The organism is Paraburkholderia sp. 35.1 (assembly GCF_050436525.1).
Lineage (GTDB): Bacteria > Pseudomonadota > Gammaproteobacteria > Burkholderiales > Burkholderiaceae > Paraburkholderia > Paraburkholderia tuberum.
On sequence record NZ_JBNDMJ010000002.1, the window covers coordinates 2,107,006 to 2,128,978 of the forward strand.

General features: G+C 64.4%; 19 protein-coding genes. 12 read left to right on the plus strand and 7 right to left on the minus strand.

The genetic code is table 11. The features are described 5' to 3' along the window. Nucleotides 1-31 precede the first annotated feature (31 nt). On the plus strand, nt 32-418 hold the full coding sequence (locus tag OKW27_RS15595) for a DUF7079 family protein (protein WP_090806099.1): 387 nt from the start codon (nt 32-34) through the stop codon (nt 416-418). Between the two features lie 315 nt (nt 419-733). On the opposite strand, the gene OKW27_RS15600 is transcribed toward OKW27_RS15595, so the two are convergent. From OKW27_RS15600 to OKW27_RS15615, 4 genes are all read right to left on the minus strand, one after another. Beyond that, complete coding sequence (locus tag OKW27_RS15600; protein WP_429334019.1) at nt 734-2,032, minus strand: MFS transporter; 1,299 nt, start codon at nt 2,030-2,032, stop codon at nt 734-736. 45 nt (nt 2,033-2,077) lie between these two features. Continuing rightward, a complete protein-coding gene (locus OKW27_RS15605; RefSeq protein ID WP_429334020.1) occupies nt 2,078-2,872 on the minus strand; it encodes an NAD-dependent epimerase/dehydratase family protein in 795 nt (264 codons plus the stop codon). A gap of 357 nt (nt 2,873-3,229) precedes the next feature. Continuing rightward, nucleotides 3,230-4,051, minus strand: coding sequence for an alpha/beta fold hydrolase (locus OKW27_RS15610; protein ID WP_018420811.1), 822 nt, complete (start codon nt 4,049-4,051; stop codon nt 3,230-3,232). 150 nt (nt 4,052-4,201) lie between these two features. Further along, on the minus strand, nt 4,202-4,495 hold the full coding sequence (locus OKW27_RS15615; RefSeq protein ID WP_429334021.1) for a hypothetical protein: 294 nt from the start codon (nt 4,493-4,495) through the stop codon (nt 4,202-4,204). 179 nt (nt 4,496-4,674) lie between these two features. On the opposite strand from OKW27_RS15615, the gene OKW27_RS15620 reads away from it, so the two are divergent. The 4 genes from OKW27_RS15620 to OKW27_RS15635 all read left to right on the plus strand — a co-directional run bounded on the left by OKW27_RS15620 (nt 4,675) and on the right by OKW27_RS15635 (nt 8,324). Beyond that, nucleotides 4,675-6,099, plus strand: coding sequence for a cytochrome ubiquinol oxidase subunit I (locus OKW27_RS15620; protein WP_429334022.1), 1,425 nt, complete (start codon nt 4,675-4,677; stop codon nt 6,097-6,099). Between the two features lie 24 nt (nt 6,100-6,123). Further along, the gene (gene cydB / locus OKW27_RS15625) at nt 6,124-7,128 is read left to right on the plus strand and encodes a cytochrome d ubiquinol oxidase subunit II (RefSeq protein WP_429334023.1); all 1,005 of its coding nucleotides are present in this window, start codon (nt 6,124-6,126) and stop codon (nt 7,126-7,128) included. Then, nucleotides 7,103-7,300 carry a hypothetical protein gene (locus OKW27_RS15630; RefSeq protein ID WP_429334024.1) on the plus strand — a complete coding sequence of 66 codons (198 nt, stop codon included), beginning with the start codon at nt 7,103-7,105 and terminating at the stop codon, nt 7,298-7,300. Before cydB ends, OKW27_RS15630 begins: the two co-directional genes overlap by 26 nt. 256 nt (nt 7,301-7,556) lie before the next feature. Continuing rightward, on the plus strand, nt 7,557-8,324 hold the full coding sequence (locus OKW27_RS15635) for a response regulator (protein WP_429334025.1): 768 nt from the start codon (nt 7,557-7,559) through the stop codon (nt 8,322-8,324). A 46-nt stretch (nt 8,325-8,370) separates the two neighbouring features. Here OKW27_RS15635 and OKW27_RS15640 read toward each other — a convergent pair whose 3' ends face one another. After that, a complete protein-coding gene (locus OKW27_RS15640) occupies nt 8,371-10,263 on the minus strand; it encodes a hybrid sensor histidine kinase/response regulator (protein WP_429334026.1) in 1,893 nt (630 codons plus the stop codon). 403 nt (nt 10,264-10,666) lie between these two features. On the opposite strand from OKW27_RS15640, the gene OKW27_RS15645 reads away from it, so the two are divergent. Both OKW27_RS15645 and OKW27_RS15650 read left to right on the plus strand, forming a co-directional pair. Then, a complete protein-coding gene (locus tag OKW27_RS15645) occupies nt 10,667-11,458 on the plus strand; it encodes a hypothetical protein (RefSeq protein WP_429334027.1) in 792 nt (263 codons plus the stop codon). A gap of 228 nt (nt 11,459-11,686) precedes the next feature. Continuing rightward, nucleotides 11,687-15,103 (plus strand): alpha/beta fold hydrolase, encoded by a 3,417-nt coding sequence (locus OKW27_RS15650; RefSeq protein ID WP_429334028.1) that lies wholly within the window; start codon nt 11,687-11,689, stop codon nt 15,101-15,103. A 228-nt stretch (nt 15,104-15,331) separates the two neighbouring features. Here the strand turns inward: OKW27_RS15650 and OKW27_RS15655 are convergent, their stop codons facing one another. After that, a complete protein-coding gene (locus OKW27_RS15655) occupies nt 15,332-16,774 on the minus strand; it encodes an FAD-binding oxidoreductase (protein WP_429334029.1) in 1,443 nt (480 codons plus the stop codon). An 11-nt stretch (nt 16,775-16,785) separates the two neighbouring features. Continuing rightward, nucleotides 16,786-17,760, minus strand: a complete 975-nt coding sequence (locus tag OKW27_RS15660; protein ID WP_429334030.1) for an isopenicillin N synthase family dioxygenase — start codon at nt 17,758-17,760, stop codon at nt 16,786-16,788. A 238-nt stretch (nt 17,761-17,998) separates the two neighbouring features. Here OKW27_RS15660 and OKW27_RS15665 point away from each other — a divergent pair, with 238 nt between their 5' ends. From OKW27_RS15665 to hutC, 5 genes are all read left to right on the plus strand, one after another. Then, nucleotides 17,999-18,826 (plus strand): transporter substrate-binding domain-containing protein, encoded by an 828-nt coding sequence (locus OKW27_RS15665; protein ID WP_090806118.1) that lies wholly within the window; start codon nt 17,999-18,001, stop codon nt 18,824-18,826. A gap of 88 nt (nt 18,827-18,914) precedes the next feature. Beyond that, on the plus strand, nt 18,915-19,565 hold the full coding sequence (locus OKW27_RS15670) for an amino acid ABC transporter permease (protein ID WP_018420800.1): 651 nt from the start codon (nt 18,915-18,917) through the stop codon (nt 19,563-19,565). 28 nt (nt 19,566-19,593) lie between these two features. Continuing rightward, a complete protein-coding gene (locus tag OKW27_RS15675; protein WP_429334031.1) occupies nt 19,594-20,256 on the plus strand; it encodes an amino acid ABC transporter permease in 663 nt (220 codons plus the stop codon). Nucleotides 20,257-20,269: 13 nt separating this feature from the next. Then, complete coding sequence (locus tag OKW27_RS15680) at nt 20,270-21,157, plus strand: amino acid ABC transporter ATP-binding protein (protein ID WP_429334032.1); 888 nt, start codon at nt 20,270-20,272, stop codon at nt 21,155-21,157. Next, nucleotides 21,154-21,966 carry a histidine utilization repressor gene (hutC, locus tag OKW27_RS15685; protein WP_429334033.1) on the plus strand — a complete coding sequence of 271 codons (813 nt, stop codon included), beginning with the start codon at nt 21,154-21,156 and terminating at the stop codon, nt 21,964-21,966. Before OKW27_RS15680 ends, hutC begins: the two co-directional genes overlap by 4 nt. The last annotated feature ends 7 nt before the right edge of the window (nt 21,967-21,973 follow it).

A 21,973-nucleotide genomic window follows, 5' to 3' on the forward strand; every position in this document is an offset into this window, starting at 1 on the left:
CGATGCTCAAGCACGTTCACTGCAGACGCCCATGTTGAAGCCCGATGAAGTCGAACGCCGCCTTCCGGTGTGGGTTGCGCTCTCCGAACTCTTCCTTGATGCGGAATTCGATGAGATTGCCTGCCGGTACGTCGCGGAAAGACTGCGGTGTTCAGGTTTTGGGCTGCAGGAGTTGGAAGACATCCTGCGCGACGAGGTGGCGCCGGCGTTCCTGCCAAATTTCCTCGTGGCCGGCGAATGGAGCGGGTGGAGCCCTGAGGCGGTGCGGGACATCGTCCTGAGTCACCTTGAGAAACAATCCAACCGCCCGCGCCTGCCGGTCATCTTGCGGCGCAGATGGCGACAATGGACGATGGAGCCCGTTGCTAGGGATTGGGAAAAGGTCAAAGCAACGCTGATCTCAGTCTCCGCGAGCTAACTGGGTCAAAGAGCGGACAAGAAGGGCTGTCGATCCGAGCCTGCCAGGAGAACACGCCGATTGCAAACACGACCCGTTTCGAATGCAAGCAACTACAACAATGGGCAGGATTTTGGTCCGGAATTATGGGCTACACGACGGCTTCATTTCTTGACGAATTAAAGAGGCTTCTCAGCGAGTAGTTTGTCGCGATGCTCGCGCCACAACACCAGCATCCAGTCGACCGCCTCAAACCCGCAAATAAAAAAACGGCGCCCACTCATGGGCGCCGCTTCTTTCACCACATCGGCCCACTAAAGCCAACCGCACTTCACATTACTTCGCCGTCACCGCACCGGCCGACGCCCACTTCGGCTCCGGCATCTTTTCCGAACTCCTGGCCATCAGGCAGACCACGACCGCGGCAATCAGATCGAACACCGCCAGCACGACGAACAGCGGGCTATAGCCGATCTGCGTGACGAGCACACCGAACAGCGCGGTGAACGCCGCGGCGCCCAGATATCCAGCCATGCCGCCCATGCCCGTCGCGGTCGCGACCTCGTGCTTGCCGAACATGTCCGACGTGATCGCGTACAGTGCGCCCGACAACGTCTGGTGCGCGAAGCCGCCGACGCACAGCAGCGCCACCGCCATGTACGGGCTCTCGACGAGACCGACGCACGCCGGCCCGATCATCAACAGCGCACCGACCACGAACACCATCTTGCGCGACGTGAACAGCGACACCTTCGCGTACTTGTGGAACAGCGGGCTCAGATAACCGCCGAGCACGCAGCCGATGTCGGCGGCGAGGAACGGCATCCACGCGAACATCGCGACTTCCTTCAGGTTCATGTGACGCTCGGTCATCATGTACAACGGAATCCACGCGTTGAACGTTTGCCAGGCCGGCTCGGACAGAATTCGCGGAATACCGATCGCCCAGAAATCGCGGCTCGCCAGCATCGCGCGCCAGTTGCGCTTCGGCGCGTTGATGTCATCGTGATGCTTCGCTTCCTGGCCGCTCAGAATGTACTCGCGCTCCGCGTTGGCCAGCAGCTTCTGGTTGCGCGGATGCTTGTAGATGGTCATCCACAGCACGCTCCATACGATACCCGCCACGCCGACGATCACGAACGCGAGTTGCCAGCGGCCGTGAAACAGTGCCCACACGACGAGCGGCGGCGCAAGCACCGCGCCAATCGACGAGCCAATGTTGAACCAGCCGATCGCAACCGAACGCTCTTTCGCCGGGAACCACTCGCTGGTCGCCTTCACGCCAGCCGGAATCCCGGCCGATTCGGCGAGACCCAGGATACCGCGGAACACTGCGAGGCTGCGCCAGCCCGTCGCCCATGCCGCCGCCGCGCAAGCCACCGACCACGCCAGCGCGAACACCGCGAAGCCGACCTTGGTGCCGATCGTGTCGAGCACGAAACCGGCGACCGGCTGCATGAACGCATAGCAGAGCTGCCACGCCACGACCACGTGCGAATACTGCTCGGTCGTGATGTTCAGCTCCTTCATCATCGTCGGAGCCGCAACCGACAACGTGTTACGCGCCAGGTAGTTGATGATCAAGCCGGCCGCGACCAGCGCGACCATCCACCAGCGAATACCCTTGATCTTCATTGCTGCTACTCCTCGTGATGCATTGCCCGTCAAGCCGAACGGGACTCAAGCCTTGCGCGAATAGTCGATGCCGACGAAGCTACCGCCCTGGTAGCGCTGGCACAGCTCATCGAGCGGATTCGGGCGCGACAGGATGTCTTGCGCGTAGTCCTCGGCGTTCTGCTTCGGCTCGTAGCCAAGGCGCGCGGCGCCGCTGTTGTCCCACCAGCTGCGCGTATTGGCCGACACGCCCCAGATGGTCAGGTAGCCGACGTCTTCCGCCTCGATGCAGCGCTCGAGGAAATGCATCAGGTCCTTGTGGCCGAACCAGGTGCTCAGATGGCGCTGCTCGGTCGGACGCTCGAGGCAGCTGCCGATCCGCACGCACACGCTTTCGATGCCGTGCTTGTCCCAGTACATGCGCGCGAGCGCTTCGCCCCACACCTTCGACAGGCCGTAGAAGCCGTCCGGGCGCAGTTCGCAGTCGAGGCTCAGATGCTCGGTAACCGGATACATGCCGATCGCGTGGTTCGAGCTCGCGAACACGATGCGCTTCACGCCGTTGCGGCGCGCGCCTTCGTAGACTTCGACGAGGCCGCGCAGGTTGTTCTCGATGATCTCGGGCAGCGGACGCTCGACGCTCGTGCCGGCGAAATGGATCAGCACGTCCACGCCGTTCAGCAGACGGTCGACCACCGCCGGATCGCGCAGGTCGCCGTTCATCACGTCTTCGCCGTCGACGAGCGGCGTCAGGACTTTGGAGCCCGCGGCCGAGCGCAACGGCACGCCACGCGCGACGAATTCAGCACGTACCACGGAGCCGAGCTGGCCGCCGGCGCCACTCAGGGCAATCTTCTTCATAGGGGTTCCTTTTACTGCGCCGCGCGCGAGGTCTTCAGAGAACAGACAGAGGATCTGAGCGGCCGGCGAATCGCGCTGCGCGCGTCGCATAACACACTCAAGTTGTACGATAACGTACTATCAACGATGCACAAGCGGATTTCAACTCCGCATTTACCCTTAAATTATTGCGCGGCAGTTTCGTACCTCTTTAAAAAACAAAGGCATAGGAACATCGCATTCGTGCGACATCGTATAACCTAAGTGAATTTTTGTTCCAGGAGTGGATTTACCCGACGCCAGCGGGCGCGTGGCGTCCGACGCGAGCGGAGTCCGTATGCCGCCCGCGCCCTCAACAGATCACATCGTTACGTTCGCTCAGGCGCCGATGAATTCGAGCAGATCGGCATTGACCTTGTCGGCCTCCACCGTGCACATGCCGTGCTGGCCGCCCGGATAAACCTTCAGCGTTGCGTTCTTGACGATCTCCGCGGTGCGTCGGCCGGCTGCGTCGATCGGCACGATCTGGTCGTCGTCGCCGTGCAGCACCAGGGTCGGCACGTCGATCTTCTTCAGATCTTCGGTGTAGTCGACTTCGGAGAACTGCTCGATGCAGTCATATAGCCCCTTGATCGAACCGGCCATGCCCTGGCGCCAGAATGAATCGATCACGCCCTGCGACACCTTCGCGCCCTCCCGGTTGTAGCCGTAGAACGGCACGGCCAGATCCTTGAAGAACTGCGAGCGATCGTCCGCGACGCCCTTGCGGATGCCGTCGAACACGTCGATCGGCAGGCCGAGCGGATTATCGGCGGTCTTCAGCATCAGCGGCGGCACCGCGCCGATCAGCACAGCCTTCGCGACGCGCCCCGTGCCATGCCGGCCGATGTAATGCGCAACTTCGCCACCGCCTGTCGAATGGCCGACCAGCGTCGCGTCCTGCAGATCGAGATGTTCGATCAGCGCGGCGAGATCGTCGGCGTAGGTGTCCATCTCGTTGCCGTCCCACGGCTGCTCCGAGCGGCCGTGACCGCGCCGGTCGTGCGCGATCACGCGAAAGCCCTTGCTGCCGAGAAACAGCATCTGCGCATCCCATGCATCGGCGGTCAGCGGCCAGCCGTGCGAAAACACGACCGGGCGGCCATGGCCCCAGTCCTTGTAGAAAATCGAGGTACCGTCTTTCGTCCTGATCGTGCTCATCTGCTGACTCCTTGTCGATGAAGTCTGCCGTCGCCGGCAGGTGGATGAAGCGCAAGCTGCTCACGAAGCATGCACGCGACGCATGACAGAACGCTGTGCGAATGCGGCTATGAGTCATGACCTATTGAGAAATTCCGCCGCGAAATAACATCAACGCCAAACGAATGGCGAACGGATAATGCGCAACGAATACTGAAGAGAAATCGCTGAAACGGCCACGCGGCAGCGTGCATCGTAGAAGTAAAAAAATCGCCTGACCAGCACGCCCACCGACGAAGTCGGTTTGGATGGATCGATTGTCGGCTGGCGACAGACACCGCCCGCGACCTTGCCGCGCAAGGCTGCGCGAAACGCATTGCTGCAGCGCGGTCGATTGACGCAGCTCACGCGACGAGGCACACACGGCCACGTATCAACCGCCAAAAGAAACTTGATATTCAACAACGGCTTGCCTCATCGATAAGCGTATTTCGCATAAAACAAGGCGGTTTTTTGACGCACATCGCATCGCAACACTTTTTGTTTCGATCCCCTACTCTTGCGCCATCTGCCCAGCGCAGTGCGCACCGACATCGGTCGACGCGCGTAAGTCTGCTCACGCGGCCATCACGCACAACAGGATCATGAACTCCGCACTATCGGCATTCGATCTCGCGCGCATTCAGTTCGCGTTCACCGTTTCTTTTCACATCGTTTTCCCCGCGCTCAGCATCGGTCTCGCCAGTTTCATCGCCGTTCTCGAATGGCGTTGGCTGAAAACCGGCAAGGCCTACTACAAAGATCTTTGTCTGTTCTGGTCGAAGATCTTCGCGGTGGCCTTCGGCATGGGCGTCGTCTCCGGCGTCGTGATGAGCTATCAGTTCGGCACCAACTGGTCGGGCTTCTCGAGTTTCGCCGGGCCGATCACCGGTCCGCTGCTGATGTACGAGGTGATGACCGCATTTTTTCTCGAAGCGGGCTTCCTCGGCATCATGCTGTTCGGCTGGCAGCGCGTGAGTCCGCGGGCGCACTTCGGCGCGACGCTGATGGTCGCGATCGGCACGCTGATCTCGACCTTCTGGATTCTCGCGTCCAATAGCTGGATGCAGACGCCGCAGGGCTTCGAGGTCGTCGACGGTCATGTCGTGCCGCTCGACTGGTTCAAGATCATCTTCAATCCGTCGTTCCCCTACCGGCTCGCGCATATGGCGCTCGCGGCGTTCATCGTCGCGGGGCTGGTGGTCGCGGCGGTCGGCGCGTGGCATCTGCTGCGCGGCCGGCGCGATCCCGCCGTCAAGAAGATGTTCTCGATGGCGCTGTGGCTGCTGTTGATCCTCACGCCGATCCAGGCATTCGTCGGCGATCAGCACGGCCTCAATACGCGCAAGTATCAGCCGGCGAAGATCGCGGCGATCGAAGGCTTGTGGGATACCGAAAAAGGCGGCACCGCGCTGAACCTGTTCGGCATCCCCGACATGAAGGCGGAGACCACGCGCTACGCGGTGTCGGTGCCGCACCTCGGCAGCCTGATCCTCACGCATAGCTGGGACGGCGAAATCCGCGGCCTGAAGGAATTCCCGCCGCAGGACCGGCCGGACGCGACCGTCGTGTTCTGGAGCTTCCGCATCATGGCCGGCCTCGGCGTGCTGATGATCGCGATGTCGATCGCGGCCTGGGTGCTGCGCCGGCGCGGGCGCCTGTTCGAAGCGAAGTGGTTCCAGCGGCTGTGCGTCGCGATGGGGCCGAGCGGCTTCATCACGCTGCTGGCCGGCTGGGTCACCACCGAAGCGGGCCGTCAACCGTGGGTCGTGTACGGCGTGATGCGCACGTCGCAGGCGGTGTCGCCGCTGACCACGCAGCAGGTCGGTCTGTCGCTGATGACGTTCGTGGCCGTCTACTTCCTCGTGTTCGGCACCGGCATCTACTACGTGCTGAAGCTGATGCGCTCCGGTCCCGCGCTGCCTGGCGGCAAGGCGAGCGACATGTCCCACGGCCTGCCGCGGCCGACGCCCGCGCAGACCGCGCGCCGCCCGCTGTCCGCCGCCGATCAGATGATCGACGCCGTCTAACCTACGCTTCGAGAGAAAGAAAAAATGGACGTAACCGTCGTATGGGCCGCGATCATCGCGCTGGGCCTTTTCATGTACGTGGTGCTGGACGGCTTCGACCTCGGCATCGGCATCGTCTTTCCGTTCTTCCCCGACGAAAAGGAACGCGACCTGATGATGAACACGGTCGCGCCGGTGTGGGACGGCAACGAAACCTGGCTCGTGCTCGGCGGCGCCGCGCTGTTCGCGGTGTTTCCGGTCGTCTACTCGACCGTGCTGTCGGCGCTCTATCTGCCGCTCGTGTTCATGCTCGTGTGCCTGATCTTTCGCGGCGTGTCGTTCGAGATCCGCGCGAAGTCGCGTCGCACGCGGCATCTGTGGGACCTCGCGTTCATCGGCGGCTCGGCGGGCGCGGCGTTCTTCCAGGGCATCGTGCTCGGCGCGTTCCTGCAAGGCATTCCGGTCGCCGATGGCGCCTATGCCGGCGACGCGTTCGGCTGGCTCACGCCGTTCAGCCTGCTGACGGGCCTCGGACTCGTCGCGACCTACGCGCTGCTCGGCTGCTGCTGGCTCGTCGCGAAGACCGAGGGCGATCTGCAGCGACGGCTGCATCGCGTGGTCTGGCCGCTGACGCTGGTGCTGCTCGGCTTCATCGCGCTTGTAAGCCTGTGGACACCGCTGATGGATGCGGGCATCGCGCAACGCTGGTTCCATGACGGGATCTTCTACCGTCTGCTGCCGGTGCCGTTCCTCGTCGCGATCTGCGCGTTTTTCATGCATCGCGCGGTGCGCGCGCGCCATCACAACACGCCGTTCGTGCTCGCGCTGGCGCTCGTGCTGCTCGGCTATCTCGGGCTGCTCGTGAGTCTGTGGCCGTATGCGATTCCGTCGAGCATCACGCTATGGGAAGCCGCCGCGCCACGCTCGAGCCAGACGTTCACGCTGGCCGGCGCGGCGGTGATCCTGCCGATCATCGTCGCCTATACGACGATGGGTTACTGGGTCTTTCGAGGCAAGGTGCGCCATGGCGACCAACATCACTATCACTGAAACGCGGGGTGCCAGTGCGTCGGCTCCCACCGCCACTGCCGCGACGCCCAGCCGCAAACTGCCGGGCTGGCTCTGGTTCATCGCGCTATGGTGCTTCGGCGTGAGCGCGGCGATGTCGCTCGGCTTCGCCTTCAGGCTTCTCATGAATGCGACGCTGTTCGCGGTCAGATAGCGGCGCGCGAACCCGTGTCGATCCGGCGGGCATAACCTTCCGGATCGTGCGCGTCAGCGCTTCAAAAACGGGGCGCGCGGCTCGTCTACGTAGCAAGCCGGAACCTATGCGCGGGAGACCTGCCTTAACATCACGAAGCGCATCGAGCGATGCCGGCAGCCGGCCACGCGCGTCGCAGCGCAACTGCGCAGCCTGCAACTGCGGCATGTGCAACGGCGGCAGCCCTCAACGGACGGGCTCGACTCGCGGAGACATCATGAAGTTTCTTGTAGCCGACGACCATGAACTGATCCGGCAAGGCGTCAAAGGCATGCTGCGCGGCTTCGATCCCGACGCCCAGTTCGACGAAGCCGACAGTTGGGAAACCCTTGCGACCGCCGCGCGCCCCGACGCGAATCACGATCTGGCGATCGTCGATCTGCATATGCCGGGCATGAGCGGCGCGAGGTCGCTCGAAACGCTGCTGAAGGCGAATCCGGCGCTGCCGGTCGTGGTGCTGTCCGCCGAGGAGTCGCCCGACGAGATGCGCGCGGTGCTCGCGGCCGGCGCGCTCGGCTTCGTCCCCAAGCGCCAGCCCGCCAGCGTGATGCTGAAGGCGATCGAACTGGTGCTGTCCGGCGGTGCCTATGTGCCGATGGAAGCGCTGAGTCTGCTCGGCTCGCGCGAGACGCGGGCGAGCACCGATGCGGATGGATCGGCACGTGTGCCGGCCCCGGGCGCCGCCGCGCAAGCCGTCCGCGGACCGGGCCCCGGCACCGTCCCGCAGCTCGAACCGGTCACGCAGGTACCGTCGCTGCAGCCGCATCAGCAGCATCTGCTGGAGAACCTGTCACCACGTCAGCAGGACATCATGCGGCTCGTGCATCGCGGCTGGACCAACAAGATGATCGCGCGCGATCTCGGCGTCGCCGAAGGCACGGTGAAGGTGCATCTGTCGGTGATCTTTCGGGCGCTTGGTGTGCATAACCGGTCGACGGCGATCGCCGTAATCAATGGATGGCTGGAGGCCGGGAAGACGTTGTAGCGCTTTGTGCTGCGCCGCAAGCCCAACCCGTCTTGGTTTCCAGCCTCTAAGGCTGCGTTTCGCTTTGCGCGCCTGAGCCCGCTTCGGCTTGCGGCGAGCCGGCCGCGGCGGGCGACGGCGCTGGGTCGTCCGCCGCTCCGCCCCCCAACACCACCGCACCCGCCGGCCGCCCCTGATCGAGCTCCGCCTGCTGCCACAGCATTTCCAGCGTGCGCCGCAAGCGCGCCGGCGTCACCGGCTTGTGCAGCACCGGAATCCCCTGCAACGCGAGCGCCGTCAGCTCCGCCGACGCCATATCGCCGGTGATCAGCAGCGTCACCACCTTGCCGTGCCCCTCCCGCGCAAGCACGCCCCGTATCGCGCTCAGCGCCTGCGCGCCGGTGCGGTGATTGGCGAGCTGGTAGTCGCACAGCACCGCGTCGGGCACGAAGCCGTCCGCGAGCGCGGCGAGCGCGCCGGCTTCGTCGCGCGCGCCGCGCACGTCGCAGCCCCAGCGCTCGAGCAGACTCGCGAGGCCTTCGAGTATCGACGGTTCGTCGTCGATGCACAGCACGCGCCGCCCCTGCGCCGCCGGGCCGCCCGCGACCGAATCGTTCAGACTCGCGACGATGCCGCTCGCGTCACCCGCCTGCACCGCAAAGCGGAACACCGAGCCGCGCCCCGGCGCCGAGCGCAGCTGCAACTCGCCGCCGAGCAGGCCGACGAGCCGCCTGACGGTCGGCAGCCCGAGCCCATGCCCCTGACGCGCGTCGCGCTGCGGATTCTCGACCTGGTAAAACTCCTCGAAAATCCGCTCGTGCTCTTGCGGCGCAATGCCGACGCCCGAATCGCGGACCTCGATATAGCCGCCCTTCTGTCGCCCCGCGCGCCGGAAGCCGAGCCAGATCGCGCCTTGCTCCGTATAACGCACCGCGTTCGACAGCAGATTGCTCAACACGCGTTCGAGCAGCACCGGATCGTCGTAGACGACCATCGTCGTAGGCGCGATGCGCAGCGCGAGCCCCTTCGCCGCGGCCTGCGGACGATACTGGCTACCGACCCGGTCGAACAGTTCGGAGAGCCGGAAGTGCAACCGGATCACCTGGGTCACGCCGCTTTCGAGCCGCGCGAGATCGAGCACCTGGTTGAACAGCTGATTGAGCGCCTCGACGTTATAGACGATGTGCCCGGCCGTCTTCGCGTGCTGCGCGGGCGTCGCCGCCGGATCGTTCAGAGATGCCGCAAGCAGGCCGATCGCATGCAGCGGCTGACGCAGATCGTGGCTTGCCGCCGCGAAAAAGCGCGTCTTCGCGAGACTCGCTTCTTCGGCGACGCGCTTTTGCGCGGCCAGCGATTCCGCGAGGTATTGCTGATCGACACGCGCCTGCACGACCTGGCGAAACAGCTTGCGATAGCTCATCGCGTAGACGTTGATCGCGCAGAAGAAGAACGCGAGCACGATCGCGAGAATCGTGCGATCGAACGTATGCGAGCCGAAATGCAGCACGATCGACGGCAGCAGCAGAAACGGAATCGAGGTCGAAAAATTGAGGAGATCGAATCCATTCGACATGAACACGCCGGCCGCGAGCGTCACCAGCAGTACGGTATGCAATAACGGCAGATCGGTTTGCGGACTCTGGAACGCGAACCACACCGCGAAGCCCGGCCCGCTATAGAGGAGCACGCCGCGCAGCGCGTGCAGATAGATCCAGTCGCGCGGCGAGACGAGCTGCGGATAGCGGCGATTGCAAATCCACAGCGCCAGGCCCGCGCAATTGGCGAGCGCATAAAAAACGAAGCACGCGATAAACAGCGGCGGGGCCGGCACATGCGGCCAGTAGATCGCCACCAGCACCGCGATCGAAAACCAGTGCGAAAAGAACGCGATCGGATCCTGCGCGTAAAGCACGCGCACGAGGTCTTCGTCGATGGCACGCTGGATCGGGTCGGCCCGCATGGGGCGGTCTCCTCTGTCGATCGGCGTGAGCGCTTTAGCGCTTACGCCGATCCCACGCAGCTTTATCGCGCGGGCATGGCAACTTCGTTGAGACGAAACACTGACGAAGCGGCGGCGCTCTGGCACTTCGTGGCAACCGCGGGTCGAATCGGGCGACCGAACGCGCCGCCCGCGCGGTCTATTCTACGGCGAATGCGCGCTCTTCAGACGAATCGTCAGCAATCCATCAGAAGGTTTACCCGGCAGTTTACCCATCGGCTAACACTTAATCCATATAGGCGACGGCCTTGCCGCGAACCATACTGCATTCACGTTTCAGCGCGGCATTTCAGCCACCTTCCCTCGACTCGCGGCCCACGCGCCGCGGCTCGCCGCGCTCCCTGCCAACCGACGGAGGTTTTCCATGGGCGCAGTCCCGAGCTACGAGTTCGCCCGCCAACTCGACGACGCGATCCTCCCCGATCTATGGCGCAGGCGCACCCGGCTCTCAGCGGACGAAATGGTGTCGATGGTCGAACTGGTCAAGCGCGCGTTGCGGACCTACCACCCGCTCGAATTGCAGGCGCTCGGCGAGGACAAGGAAGAACTGGTCGCTCAGTTCATCTACGCGAAGGTGTTGCGCCTCGCGCCCGGCCACACCGAAACGAACGCGCGCGCCGACAGCGCACCGTCCAATAGCTACGCGGTATGCGCGTATTTCCGCCGCTATCTGATCGACTGCCTGCGCAGCGCGTGCCATCAGCGCAATGTGTCGATGGAGACCGAGGGCGTCGCGCAGGAAATCGATCTGCACGCGCACGCGCTCGAAGACCCGGTGGAAAGCGTGCTGCTGCAATACGGCCTCGACGAACAGCGCGTGCGGCGCGCGACACGCGAGTTCATCGAAGGGCTCGACGAACCCGAGCGGATCGTGCTGGCCGGCAGCCTCGGCTGGTGCTCCGAAGGCAAAGGCGGGCTTTCGGCGGTCGCGGCTCGGCATCGGGTGCCCTCTTATCACTATCGCGCCGTCAAACTCGGCGTCACCATGAAAAAGACGGCCGGCGCCGAGGAATTTTCCAACACCAAGCTCGGCCGCTGGCTCACCGACGCGCTCGGCATCGAGATCGACATCGACAATCGCGCGGCGATTCTGGTTGCGCTGAATCTGCTCGCGGCGGAATCGAGCGATAGCGAATTCCATGAAGTGGCCGCGTAATAGTTCGGATAACCAACAGGCCACATAAGAAGCGCGATAAGTGCGCATGCCCGTACGGCCGGGCGTGCCGCCCTGAACGTCGCACGCTACGACTTCGGCGCGCCCTCCACGGCGCGCTTTTTTTGCGCCGATATTCCGCCTACGATAAAAAAGCTCCCCCAGCACGCCGTCTTTGTTCCGAAGTCGAGCTTCCGTTCCCCGCATCCGATTCCAGACGAGGTGGTCCTGATGAACCGCTTATCGAGCGCGCCGACGGCGCTGCAACGGCATTACGAGGTGGTCGTGATCGGCTCGGGCTACGGCGGCGCGATCGCCGCGAGCCGCATGGCGCGCGCGGGCCGTCGCGTGTGCGTGCTCGAGCGCGGCCGCGAATTCATGGCCGGCGAGTATCCGCGCACGCCCGTGCAGGGCGTCGAGCAGATCCAGTACAACACGGCCGAGGCGCAGATCGGTTCGCCGCTCGCGCTGATCGAAGTGCACGTAAATGAAGACGTCAACGCGGTGGTGGGCTGTGGGCTCGGCGGGACGTCGCTGATCAATGCGAACGTCGCGCTGGAAGCCGATCCGCGCCTGTGGGACGACCCGCGCTGGCCGGCCGCGCTGCGCGCCGACCAAGCCGGACGCGACGACGGCTATGCGCTCGCCTGGAAAATGCTGTCACCGTCGCCGGTGCCCGACGACTTCCCGCCGCTGCCGAAGCTGCAGGCGCTCGAAAAATCGGCGCGGGCGCTCGGCATGGCCGACCGCTTCAGCCGTCCGCCGATCACGGTCACGTTCAAGGACGGTCCGAACGCGGCGGGCGTCGAGCAGCAGCGCTGCGTCGGTTGCGGCGATTGCAACTCCGGTTGCAACTACGACGCGAAGAATTCGACCCACATGAACTATCTGCCCGACGCGGTCGCCCACGGCGCGCAGATTTTCACCGGCACGGCCGTGCATTCGGTGCTGCGCGATCCCGACACGCAGCAATGGAAGGTCAACTTCCAGCTCGTGAAGCTCGGCCGCGAAAGCTACGACGCGCCCGATCTGTTCGTGCTGGCCGATGTCGTCATCGTCGCGGCGGGCACGATCGGCTCGACCGCGCTGCTGCTGCGCTCGCGCGATGCGGGCTTGAGCACGTCGGAGATGCTCGGCCAGCATTTCACCGGCAACGGCGACGTGCTCGCCTTCGCGTACAACACCAGCGACACGATCAACGGTGTCGGCTGGGGCGAGCACAAGCCGGGGCAGATTCCGCCGGTCGGGCCGACCATCACCGGCCTGATCGACAATCGCGCCGACGAGAAAAACGTCAAGGACGGCTATGTGATCGAGGAAGGCTCGCTGGCCGGTGCGGTCGGCGAGGCGCTCGTCGGCATGCTCGGCGCGGTCGCGCCGCTCGAAGGCGTGGATGCGGCTGGAGCCCCGTCGCTGCTCGAGCGCATGAGTTATGACGCGCGTGCGCTCGAAAGCCTGATCCGCGGCCCGTACCACGGTGCGCTGAATCACACGCAAAGCTACCTCGTGATGGCGCACGACGACGAAAGCGGCCGCATCACGGTCGGCGACAAAGGCCGTGCGCGCATCGAATGGAAAAACGCGGGACGCCAGCCGATCTTCCAGAGCATCGAGAACGTGCTGATCGAGGCGACCAAACCGCTCGGCGGCAAATATCTGCGCAACCCGATTTCGACGAAGATCGCCGGCCGGCGCACCGTCACCGTGCATCCGCTCGGCGGCTGCGGCATGGGCGAGGACGCCGCGCATGGCGTGGTCGATCATCTGGGCCGCGTGTTCAGCGGCACGGTCGGCGTCGCGGTGCACGACGGCCTCTACGTGATGGACGGCGCGGTGATGCCGATGTCGCTCGGCGTCAATCCGCTCCTGACCATCTCCGCGCTCGCAGAGCGCAATTGCGCGCTACTGGCCAAAGCGCACGACTGGTCGATCGACTACATGTCGAAGGGCACCGCCGCCGCGCCGCCCGCACAGAAGATCGGCCTGCGCTTCACCGAGACGATGGTCGGCACCTACACGCCCAGCGTGGCGGGCGAAGCCGCGAAGAGCCCGATCGAATTCACGCTGACGGTCGAGTCCGACGATCTCGCCGACATGCTGAGCAACCCGAATCACCTCGCGCGCACCGCCGGCACACTGACCTGCCCCGCCCTGTCCGCCCAACCGCTGACGATCAGCGACGGCACGTTCAACCTGTTCGTCGTCGACGAATCCGACGTCGACGAACGCAACATGAACTACCGGATGACGCTCGACGCGGTCGAAGGCAACACCTGGTATCTGACCGGCAAGAAGATCATCACGCGCACGTCGCCGATCAACCTGTGGGAGCAGACCAACACGCTGTATGCGGAGATTCGCGCCGCGGCGCAGGACGATGCGCCCGTCGTCGGCACCGCGACGCTGATCATCACGCCCGAAAACTTCCTGAAGCAGCAACGCACGCTCGAAGTCACACACGCGCCCGACCTGAAGACGCGCCTCGAATGGACGCTGAAGTTCGGCAAGTTCTTCGCGGGCGTGCTGTTCACCGAATACGGCGGCGTGGCCGCGCCGCTGCAGTTCTACGATCCATACATACCGCCGCGCGCGAAACGCACGCTGCGCGCGCCGGCGCCGCAGGTCACGTACTTCGACACACCCGACCGCACGCGGCTCAAGCTCACGCGCTACTGCAATCCGGCCGCGGGCAAAGCCGCGAAGCCGATCCTGCTGATCCACGGCTCGGGCGTATCGAGCCGCATCTTCTCGACCGATCTGATACCGACCAACCTCGTCGAATATCTGTACGGGTCGGGCTACGACGTGTGGCTCGTCGATCTGCGCGTCAGCATCGAACTGCCGAGCGTGCTCGTGCCGACCAACGTCGACAAAGTCGCGCGCGAAGACATTCCCGCCGCCGTCGCGAAGATTCGCGAAGTGACCGGCGCGCCGAACATTCAGGTACTCGGCCACTGCCTGGGCGGCCTCGCGCTCAGCATGTCGCTTCTCCATGGACTCGACGGCGTGCGCTCGGCGGTGATTTCGCAGGTGTCCGCGCATCCGGTGCCGGGCACGTTGCAACGGATCAAGGCCGGCTTGCATATTCCCGACCTGATGCAGCATCTGCGCATACGCGACCTCACCGCCTATACGCAGGAAGATTCGTGGCCCGCGAACCTGTTCGACGAGGCGCTGCGTCTCTATCCGCTCGATCACGGCGAGGGCTGCGGCAATCCGATCTGTCATCGCGCGACGTTCCTCTATGGCCTGCTCTACGAGCACGACAAGCTGAACGAGGCGCTGCATGCGAACCTGCAGGAACTGTTCGGCATTCACGACATGGCCGTGTTCCAGCATCTGGCCACGATGGTGCGCGCGGGCCAGGTCGTCGATGCGCGCGGCGACGACGTGTATCTGACCGGCGCGGACGGCATGAAAGGACTCGAGGGCATGCGTTTGCCGATCGGCTTCATTCACGGCGAGAAGAACGAAACCTATCTGCCGGTCAGCACCGCGCGCACTTACGACCTGCTGCGCGAGCGCTTCCCCGAGCAGCCGTACGAGCGGCATCTGATCCCAGGGTATGGGCATATCGACTGCATCTTCGGCAAGAACGCGGCGGTCGATGTTTATCCGTTGATCGTCGGCTATCTGAATGCGCATTGACACGGCTGCATTGCCGATGCGCCACGCATTCGGACAATAAGGCCAGGCATAAAACAAGAGATTTTGATAGCAGCCGGCGTGTCGAAGTGGCCGACTATGAACTGCTTTACATCGCCGCAATGACGGGCCATAGATCTGATTGTGACGATCGTTCTTTATGTGCTGATCGTGAAAATATGGCGGACTTGCACGCGAGGCAGAAGTCGTTGATTTGCTTCTCATCGAAACTCAGAACAGCTTGCCCGGATTCAAAATGCCGTTCGGATCGAGCGCACGCTTGATCGCGACCATCGCCGCAAGCTCGGCCGGCGAGCGCGAAATCGGCAGGAACTCGCGCTTCAGCGAACCGATGCCATGTTCCGCCGACACCGACCCGCGCAACGGCCTCAGCATCTCGTAGACGAACGCATAGACCGCGTGATGTTCGACGCCCGGAATCGAATGACCATCCACGGTCAGATGCAGATTCGAATCGCCGATATGCCCGAAAAAATACGATTGGTTGCCGGGCCAGCGCTGATCGAGCGCCGCGCGGCAACGGTCGACGAACGCGCCGATCTCGCCAATCGGCAGACTCACGTCGAAGTTGATCGGATCGAGCTTGAGCGGAAACTCCGCGGTGCATTCGCGGATCGCCCATAGCGCGCGCGCATCGGCGACCGATTGCGCGATCACCGCGTCGCGCAGCGCGCCCGTTTGCAGCGCATCGGTCAGCGCCTGGGCGAAACGTTCCCCAGCGTCGTCGGCATCGAAGCCCGCGTGTTCGATCAGCGCATAGAGCGGATGCGCGGCGTCGAACGGCGAGCGCGCGCCGGTCAGCTTCACGCCGAAATCGTAGAAGTCCGGCCACATGATCTCGAACGCGCCGACGTCGTTGCCGAAGCGCGTCGCGAGACGGCGCAACAGGCTCACCGCGGCATCGTAATCGTCGAGCGCGACGAGCGCCGTATGGCGCGCCGCACGCCGCGGATGCAGCCGCAGCACCGCGCGCGTGATCACGCCGAGCGTGCCCTCCGAACCGATGAACCAGTGCTTCAGGTCATAGCCGGTGTTGTTCTTGACCATCTTGCCGAGCGAACTGAGCACGTCGCCATTGGCGAGTACCACTTCGAGCCCGAGCACCTGGTCGCGCGCGGTGCCGGACTGGATCACGCGATTGCCGCCCGCGTTGGTCGCGAGATTGCCGCCGATCTGGCATGAGCCGCGCGCGCCGAGATCGAGCGCGAGTTCGAAGCCCGCGGCTTCGGCGGCTTCCTGCGCGGCCTGTAACGTGGTGCCGGCACGTACGGTCAGTGTGGCCGACGCCGCGTCGAGCTCTTCGACGCCGCTCAGGCGTTCCAGCGACAACGCGATATCGTTGGCGCGCGCGATCGCGCCGCCCGCGAGTCCGGTCATACCGCCTTGCGGTACCACCGGCTGATGCGCGGCGTGGCAGATCGCGAGCGCACGCGATACTTCGTCGGTCGTGCGCGGCATCAGCAGCGCCGCCGGACGCGTCGGCTCGTGGCGCGTCCAGTCCGTCAGCGCGCGTTCGCCGATCTGTTCGCCGACGCGCACCGCGTCGACGCCGAGCGCGGCGCGCAAGGCCTCGAGTGTCGTCGCGAGCGGTGCGGTTGCGGTCGGGGTTGCGGTCTGGGTCGTCTTGTCGTCGGTGATGCTCGGTTCTGTCATGCAGGAGGTCCTTACTGTGCGGTAGCGGCGAGTTTCTTGCGGTAGCCCATCGAATCGTTGATGCGGCCGAGGATATAGTCGCCCGCGGCGACCGGCTGATATTTGCTTTGCGCGTCGCTCGCGCCGAGCTCACGCGGATCGACGAGCGCGCCGTAGGTCGGATCGTAGAACGTCGCGATCGAATAGCGCTCGCGCCCCGATGCATTGATCACGCGATGCAGCGTCGAGCGGAAGCGGTCGTTGGTCCAGCGCGCGAGCAGATCGCCGACGTTCACGACGAAGCTGGCTTCGACGGGCGGCGCCTCGACCCACGTATCGTTGGCGATTTCGCGCACCTGCAGGCCGCCGACCTGATCCTGCCACAGCAATGTGATGCAGCCGTAGTCGGTGTGCGGCGCGACGCCGAACTGATCTTCGTCCGACTGTGGCGGCTGCGGCGGGTAGTAGACCATTTGCGTGCGCTGCATGCGCTTCGTGTAGCGCGGCGCGAAGAAATTTTCTTCGATGCCGAGACTCACCGCGACCGCGCGCAGCAGATCGGCCCCGCACGCGCCGACCGCTTCGTAATAGTCATACAGCACCGGCCGCAACCCGGGCATGAAGTCCGGCCAATTGTTCGGCCCGCGTAGTGCCTGGCCCGCCAGCACGTCGGGATCGTCTTCCGGCAGTTCGAGTCCGATGCTGAAGAACTCCTTGTAATCGGGCCGCTTCGCCTGATACATCGTCGCGTCGCCAAGCGCATTGAAGCCGCGATGCCGATGATTGACCGCCGCGCGTCGTTTCGTGTCGACCGGAAACGCGAAGAAAGTGCGCGCGGCCTGCGCGGCGGCATCGATCTTCGCTTGCGGCACGCCGTGATTGACGATGTAGAAAAAACCAATCGTCGTACAGGCTTCATGAATTTCCTTCGCGACGCGTCGGAGCGCTTGCTGATCGCCCGCGCGCACGCCGGCGACATCGATGATCGGAATGCGGGTCACGGCCATCGCGCGGCTCCTTCGAGGATCGGTATTGCAGTGGTATATACCGCCAAAAGCAGCGCCGCAAGTTGCTTCGCACGCCTCGAGATCAGGGCTTTTCTCTACTCAAGCGAGCATTTATTTTTCGCCGGAAACGCGGTATATACTGCCCAGCGAGGCCCGCATCGCGCCGCCGGCGCGGCGGGTCCTAACGAAGACTTCGACACGCCGGCGACCCAACACCAATTCGCCCCCGGAGAACCCCATGCGTATCCTTGCAGGCTGGAAATGTCGTCTGGTCATGCTGGCGCTGTGCGCGGCAAGCGTCGCCGCGCACGCCGAAGACCAGCTCGCCAAAGTGAAGAAAGCCGGCGAACTGGTGGTCGGCACCGAAATGCAGTTCGCGCCATTCGACTTTCTCGAGAACGGTCAGCAAGCCGGCTTCAACAAGGAGCTGTTCGCGCAGATCGGCAAGGAAATCGGCGTCAAGGTGCGCTTCATCGATCTGCCGTGGCCGAGTGTGCTGCCCGGTCTCGAAGCGGGCAAGTTCGACATGGTCGGTGGCCCGCTGACGGTCACGAAGGCGCGCATGGAACGCTACACGTACACGCTGCCCGTCGCCGATGCGACCGACGCGCTGCTCAAGCGCGCGAACGATGCGTCGATCAAGCAATCGTCGGATATCGCGGGCAAGACGGTCGGCGCGGGCAAAGGCACCGCGCAGCTGGACCAGTTGAAGAGCTACGCGGCCACGCTGCCGAAGCAGCCTGAAATTCGCGAGTACGTCGACAACAATCAGGCTTACGCGGACCTCGCGGCGGGCCGCATCGCCGCGGCAGCGAACTCGATGACCAACATCGCGTATGTCGCGAAGCAGCGCCCCGAGATGTTCGCGGTCGTGCAGCCGCCGTTCGGCGCGAAGGTGTACTTCGCGTATGCATTGCGTAAGGACGCCGACAGCAAACCGCTCGCCGACGCGTTCAACGCAGCGCTCGTGAAGATGCAGAAGGATGGCCGCCTCGCCGCGTTGCAGAAAAAGTGGTTCGGTGTCGCGATGGAGATGCCGTCCACGATGCCCACGCCGAACTACTGAGCGTCTTCAACGTGGGCGTCCCGCATCGTGCAATCGTTTCGCCGTAGCACGGCGCGCGTCGCCCTTCCCCTTCCATCGGCCGCGACCCATGTTCAACACGACCGTCTTCGTTCAGGGCCTGCCGCTGCTGCTGCATGCGGCGCTCGCCACCGTCGGCATTTCGCTGACGGGGCTCGTGATCGGATTCTTCGTCGGCATCGGCGTGTGCACCGCGCGGCTGTCGCAGCATCGCGCCGCGCGCCTCGCGGGCGGCGCCTACGTGTTCTTCTTTCGCGGCGTGCCGATGCTCGTGCAGCTGCTGCTCGTGTACTACCTGCTGCCGTTCGCCGGCATCAACGTGTCGCCGATCGTCGCCGCGATCAGCACGGTGTCGCTGTGCTCCGCGTCGTATATCGCCGAAATTCTGCGCGGCGGTTTTCTGAGCATTCCGCCCGGACATCTCGAAGCCGCGCGCATGCTCGGGCTTTCCCCGCTCGATACGCTGCGGCGCATTCTGGTGCCGCAAGCATTCCGTTTGACGCTGCCGTCGCTCGTCAACGAAATGGTGCTGCTGATCAAGGCTTCTTCGCTGATCTCGGTGGTCGGCGTCGCCGAGTTGACGCGCACCGCGCAGAACATCGCCGCGAGCACTTACCGGCCGCTCGAAGCGTATGTCGCGGCCGGGCTTATCTACTTCGTGATCTGCGGTTCGCTCGCGCTGGTCGCGCATGCGGCCGAACACCGTTTGCAGCACGCCTGAATCGACTCACGTTTAAGCGAACCTCGCCATGCAAACGTTCGACCCGACCGTCATCACGCACAACCTGCAGCCGATCGCCGCCGGCCTCGCGACGACGCTTGCCAGCTGGGCAGCGGGCGTCGCAATCGGTCTCGCGATCGGCTTTCTGATCGCGGTGCTGCAACTGTTCTGCGGACGCTGGCTGCGCGCCATGTTGCGTGTCTACATCGAGCTGCTGCGCGGCACGCCGTTTCTCGTGCAGCTGTTTCTGCTCTACTACGCTGGCCCGTTCATCGGTCTCACGCTCGAACCGATGACGGCCGGCATCGTCGGCCTCGGTCTCTACGGCAGCGCGTATTTCGCCGAGGCGTTTCGCTCCGGCTTCCAGTCGGTGCCCAAAGGCCATCTCGAAGCGGCGGCGTGTCTCGGACTCACGCGCTGGCAGGCGATCCTGCGCATCCAGGCGCCGCAGATGCTGGTGCTGATCGTGCCCGCGCTGACCAATCTGATCATCGTGTTGAGCAAGGAAACGGCAGTGCTGTCGATCGTCACGGTGCCCGAACTGACGTTCGTGCTGACCGGCATCGGCTCGGCCACCTTCGCTTTCGTCGAAACCCTGCTGGTGCTGTGCGTGTGCTATCTCGCTCTAGTCGAGCTGACCTCGCGCGCGGGCATGTGGGCCGAAGCCCGCCTCGCACGCTTCATGGCATGATTCCGGAACACCTATGAACGCCATCGCCGACATGTCCTCCCCCGCGCAATCTTCCGCGCCGTCCGCCAGCGCAACGGCGAACGCATCGAATGTCGCGCCGCTGATCGAGGTGCGCGATCTGCGCAAACGCTTCGGCGATGTCGAGGTGCTGCGCGGTGTCGATCTCGAGATCGCGCGCTCGGAAGTGGTCTGCGTCATCGGGCCGTCGGGCTCGGGCAAGAGCACGCTGCTGCGCTGCCTCGCCGCGCTCGAAACCTACGATCACGGCGACGTGCGCATCGAAGGCGAACTGCTCGGCTATACCGAGCGCGACGGCAAACGCGTGCGCGCCTCGCAGGGCGAGATCAACCGCGTGCGCCGCAACGTCGGCATGGTGTTCCAGCAGTTCAACCTGTGGCCGCACATGACCGCGCTCGGCAATGTGATGGAGGCGCTGCTGCGCGTGCGGCGCCTGTCGCACGGCGAAGCGCGCCGCCGCGCGAGCGCGATGCTGGAGACGGTCGGCCTCTCGCACAAGGGCGACGCGTATCCGGCGAAACTGTCGGGCGGTCAACAGCAACGCGTCGCGATTGCGCGCGCACTCGCGATGGAGCCGCACATCATGCTGTTCGACGAACCGACCTCGGCGCTCGATCCGGAGCTGGTCGGCGAGGTGCTGCAGGTGATGAAGCAGCTCGCGCGCGACGGCATGACGATGGCCGTGGTCACGCACGAAATGGGCTTTGCCGCGCAGGTCGCCGACAAGGTCGTGTTCATCGATCAAGGCCGCATCGCCGTGCAGGGCAAACCGCGCGACGTGTTTCACGATGCCGCGCAGCCGCGTCTGCGGCAGTTTCTGCAAAACTACTTCGACCGCAATGCGTTCTGGACGCGCGGCCCCGACGACACCCCGCCCCTATGAGCGCCACCGTTCGCAACAAGCCTCATGGCAAATCGTCCGCCAGCGCGGCCAGCGCCGCGGCCAAAATCGCGCGCGGCAGCGACGAAGCGCCGGCCGCGCGCTACGAGCAGGTCAAACAGCACGTTCGCCAGATCATCGGCTCGGGCGAACGCCAGGCGGGCGACCGTCTGCCTTCGGAGCTCGACCTCGTCGCGACGCTCGGCGTCTCGCGCATGACGGTCAACCGCGCGCTGCGCGAACTCGCCGACGCGGGGCTCGTCACGCGCCTATCGGGCGTCGGCACTTTCGTCGCGCCGAACAAGCCGCAGTCCACGCTATTGATGATCGCCCATATCGGCGACGAGATCCGCTCGCGCGGCCACGCTTATCGCTGCGATATGGTGCTGTTGCAGCGCGAGACCGCGTCGGTCACGGTGTCGAACGCCTTGGGGCTGGCGCCGGGCGCTTCGGTGTTTCATGTGATCTGCGTGCATCGCGAGAACGGTCTGCCGGTGCAACTCGAAGATCGCTATGTGAATCCGGTCGTCGCGCCGGATTTTCTGCAGCACGATTTCTCGGCGCTGAAGCCGTCCGAGTATCTGCTGACGGTCGTGCCGATGCACGATCTCGAACACGTGGTCGACGCGGCGCTGCCGACGCCTGCCGAAGCAGCGCTGCTCGACATTCACGCCGAAGAGCCGTGCCTGACGCTGACGCGCCGCACATGGACGGGCGGCGTCGCCGTGACGTTCGCGCGTTTCGTGCATCCGGGTTCGCGCTACCGGCTCGGCTGCCGCTTTTCGCCGAATACCTCGCAGCGCCAGGGATAACGCGCGC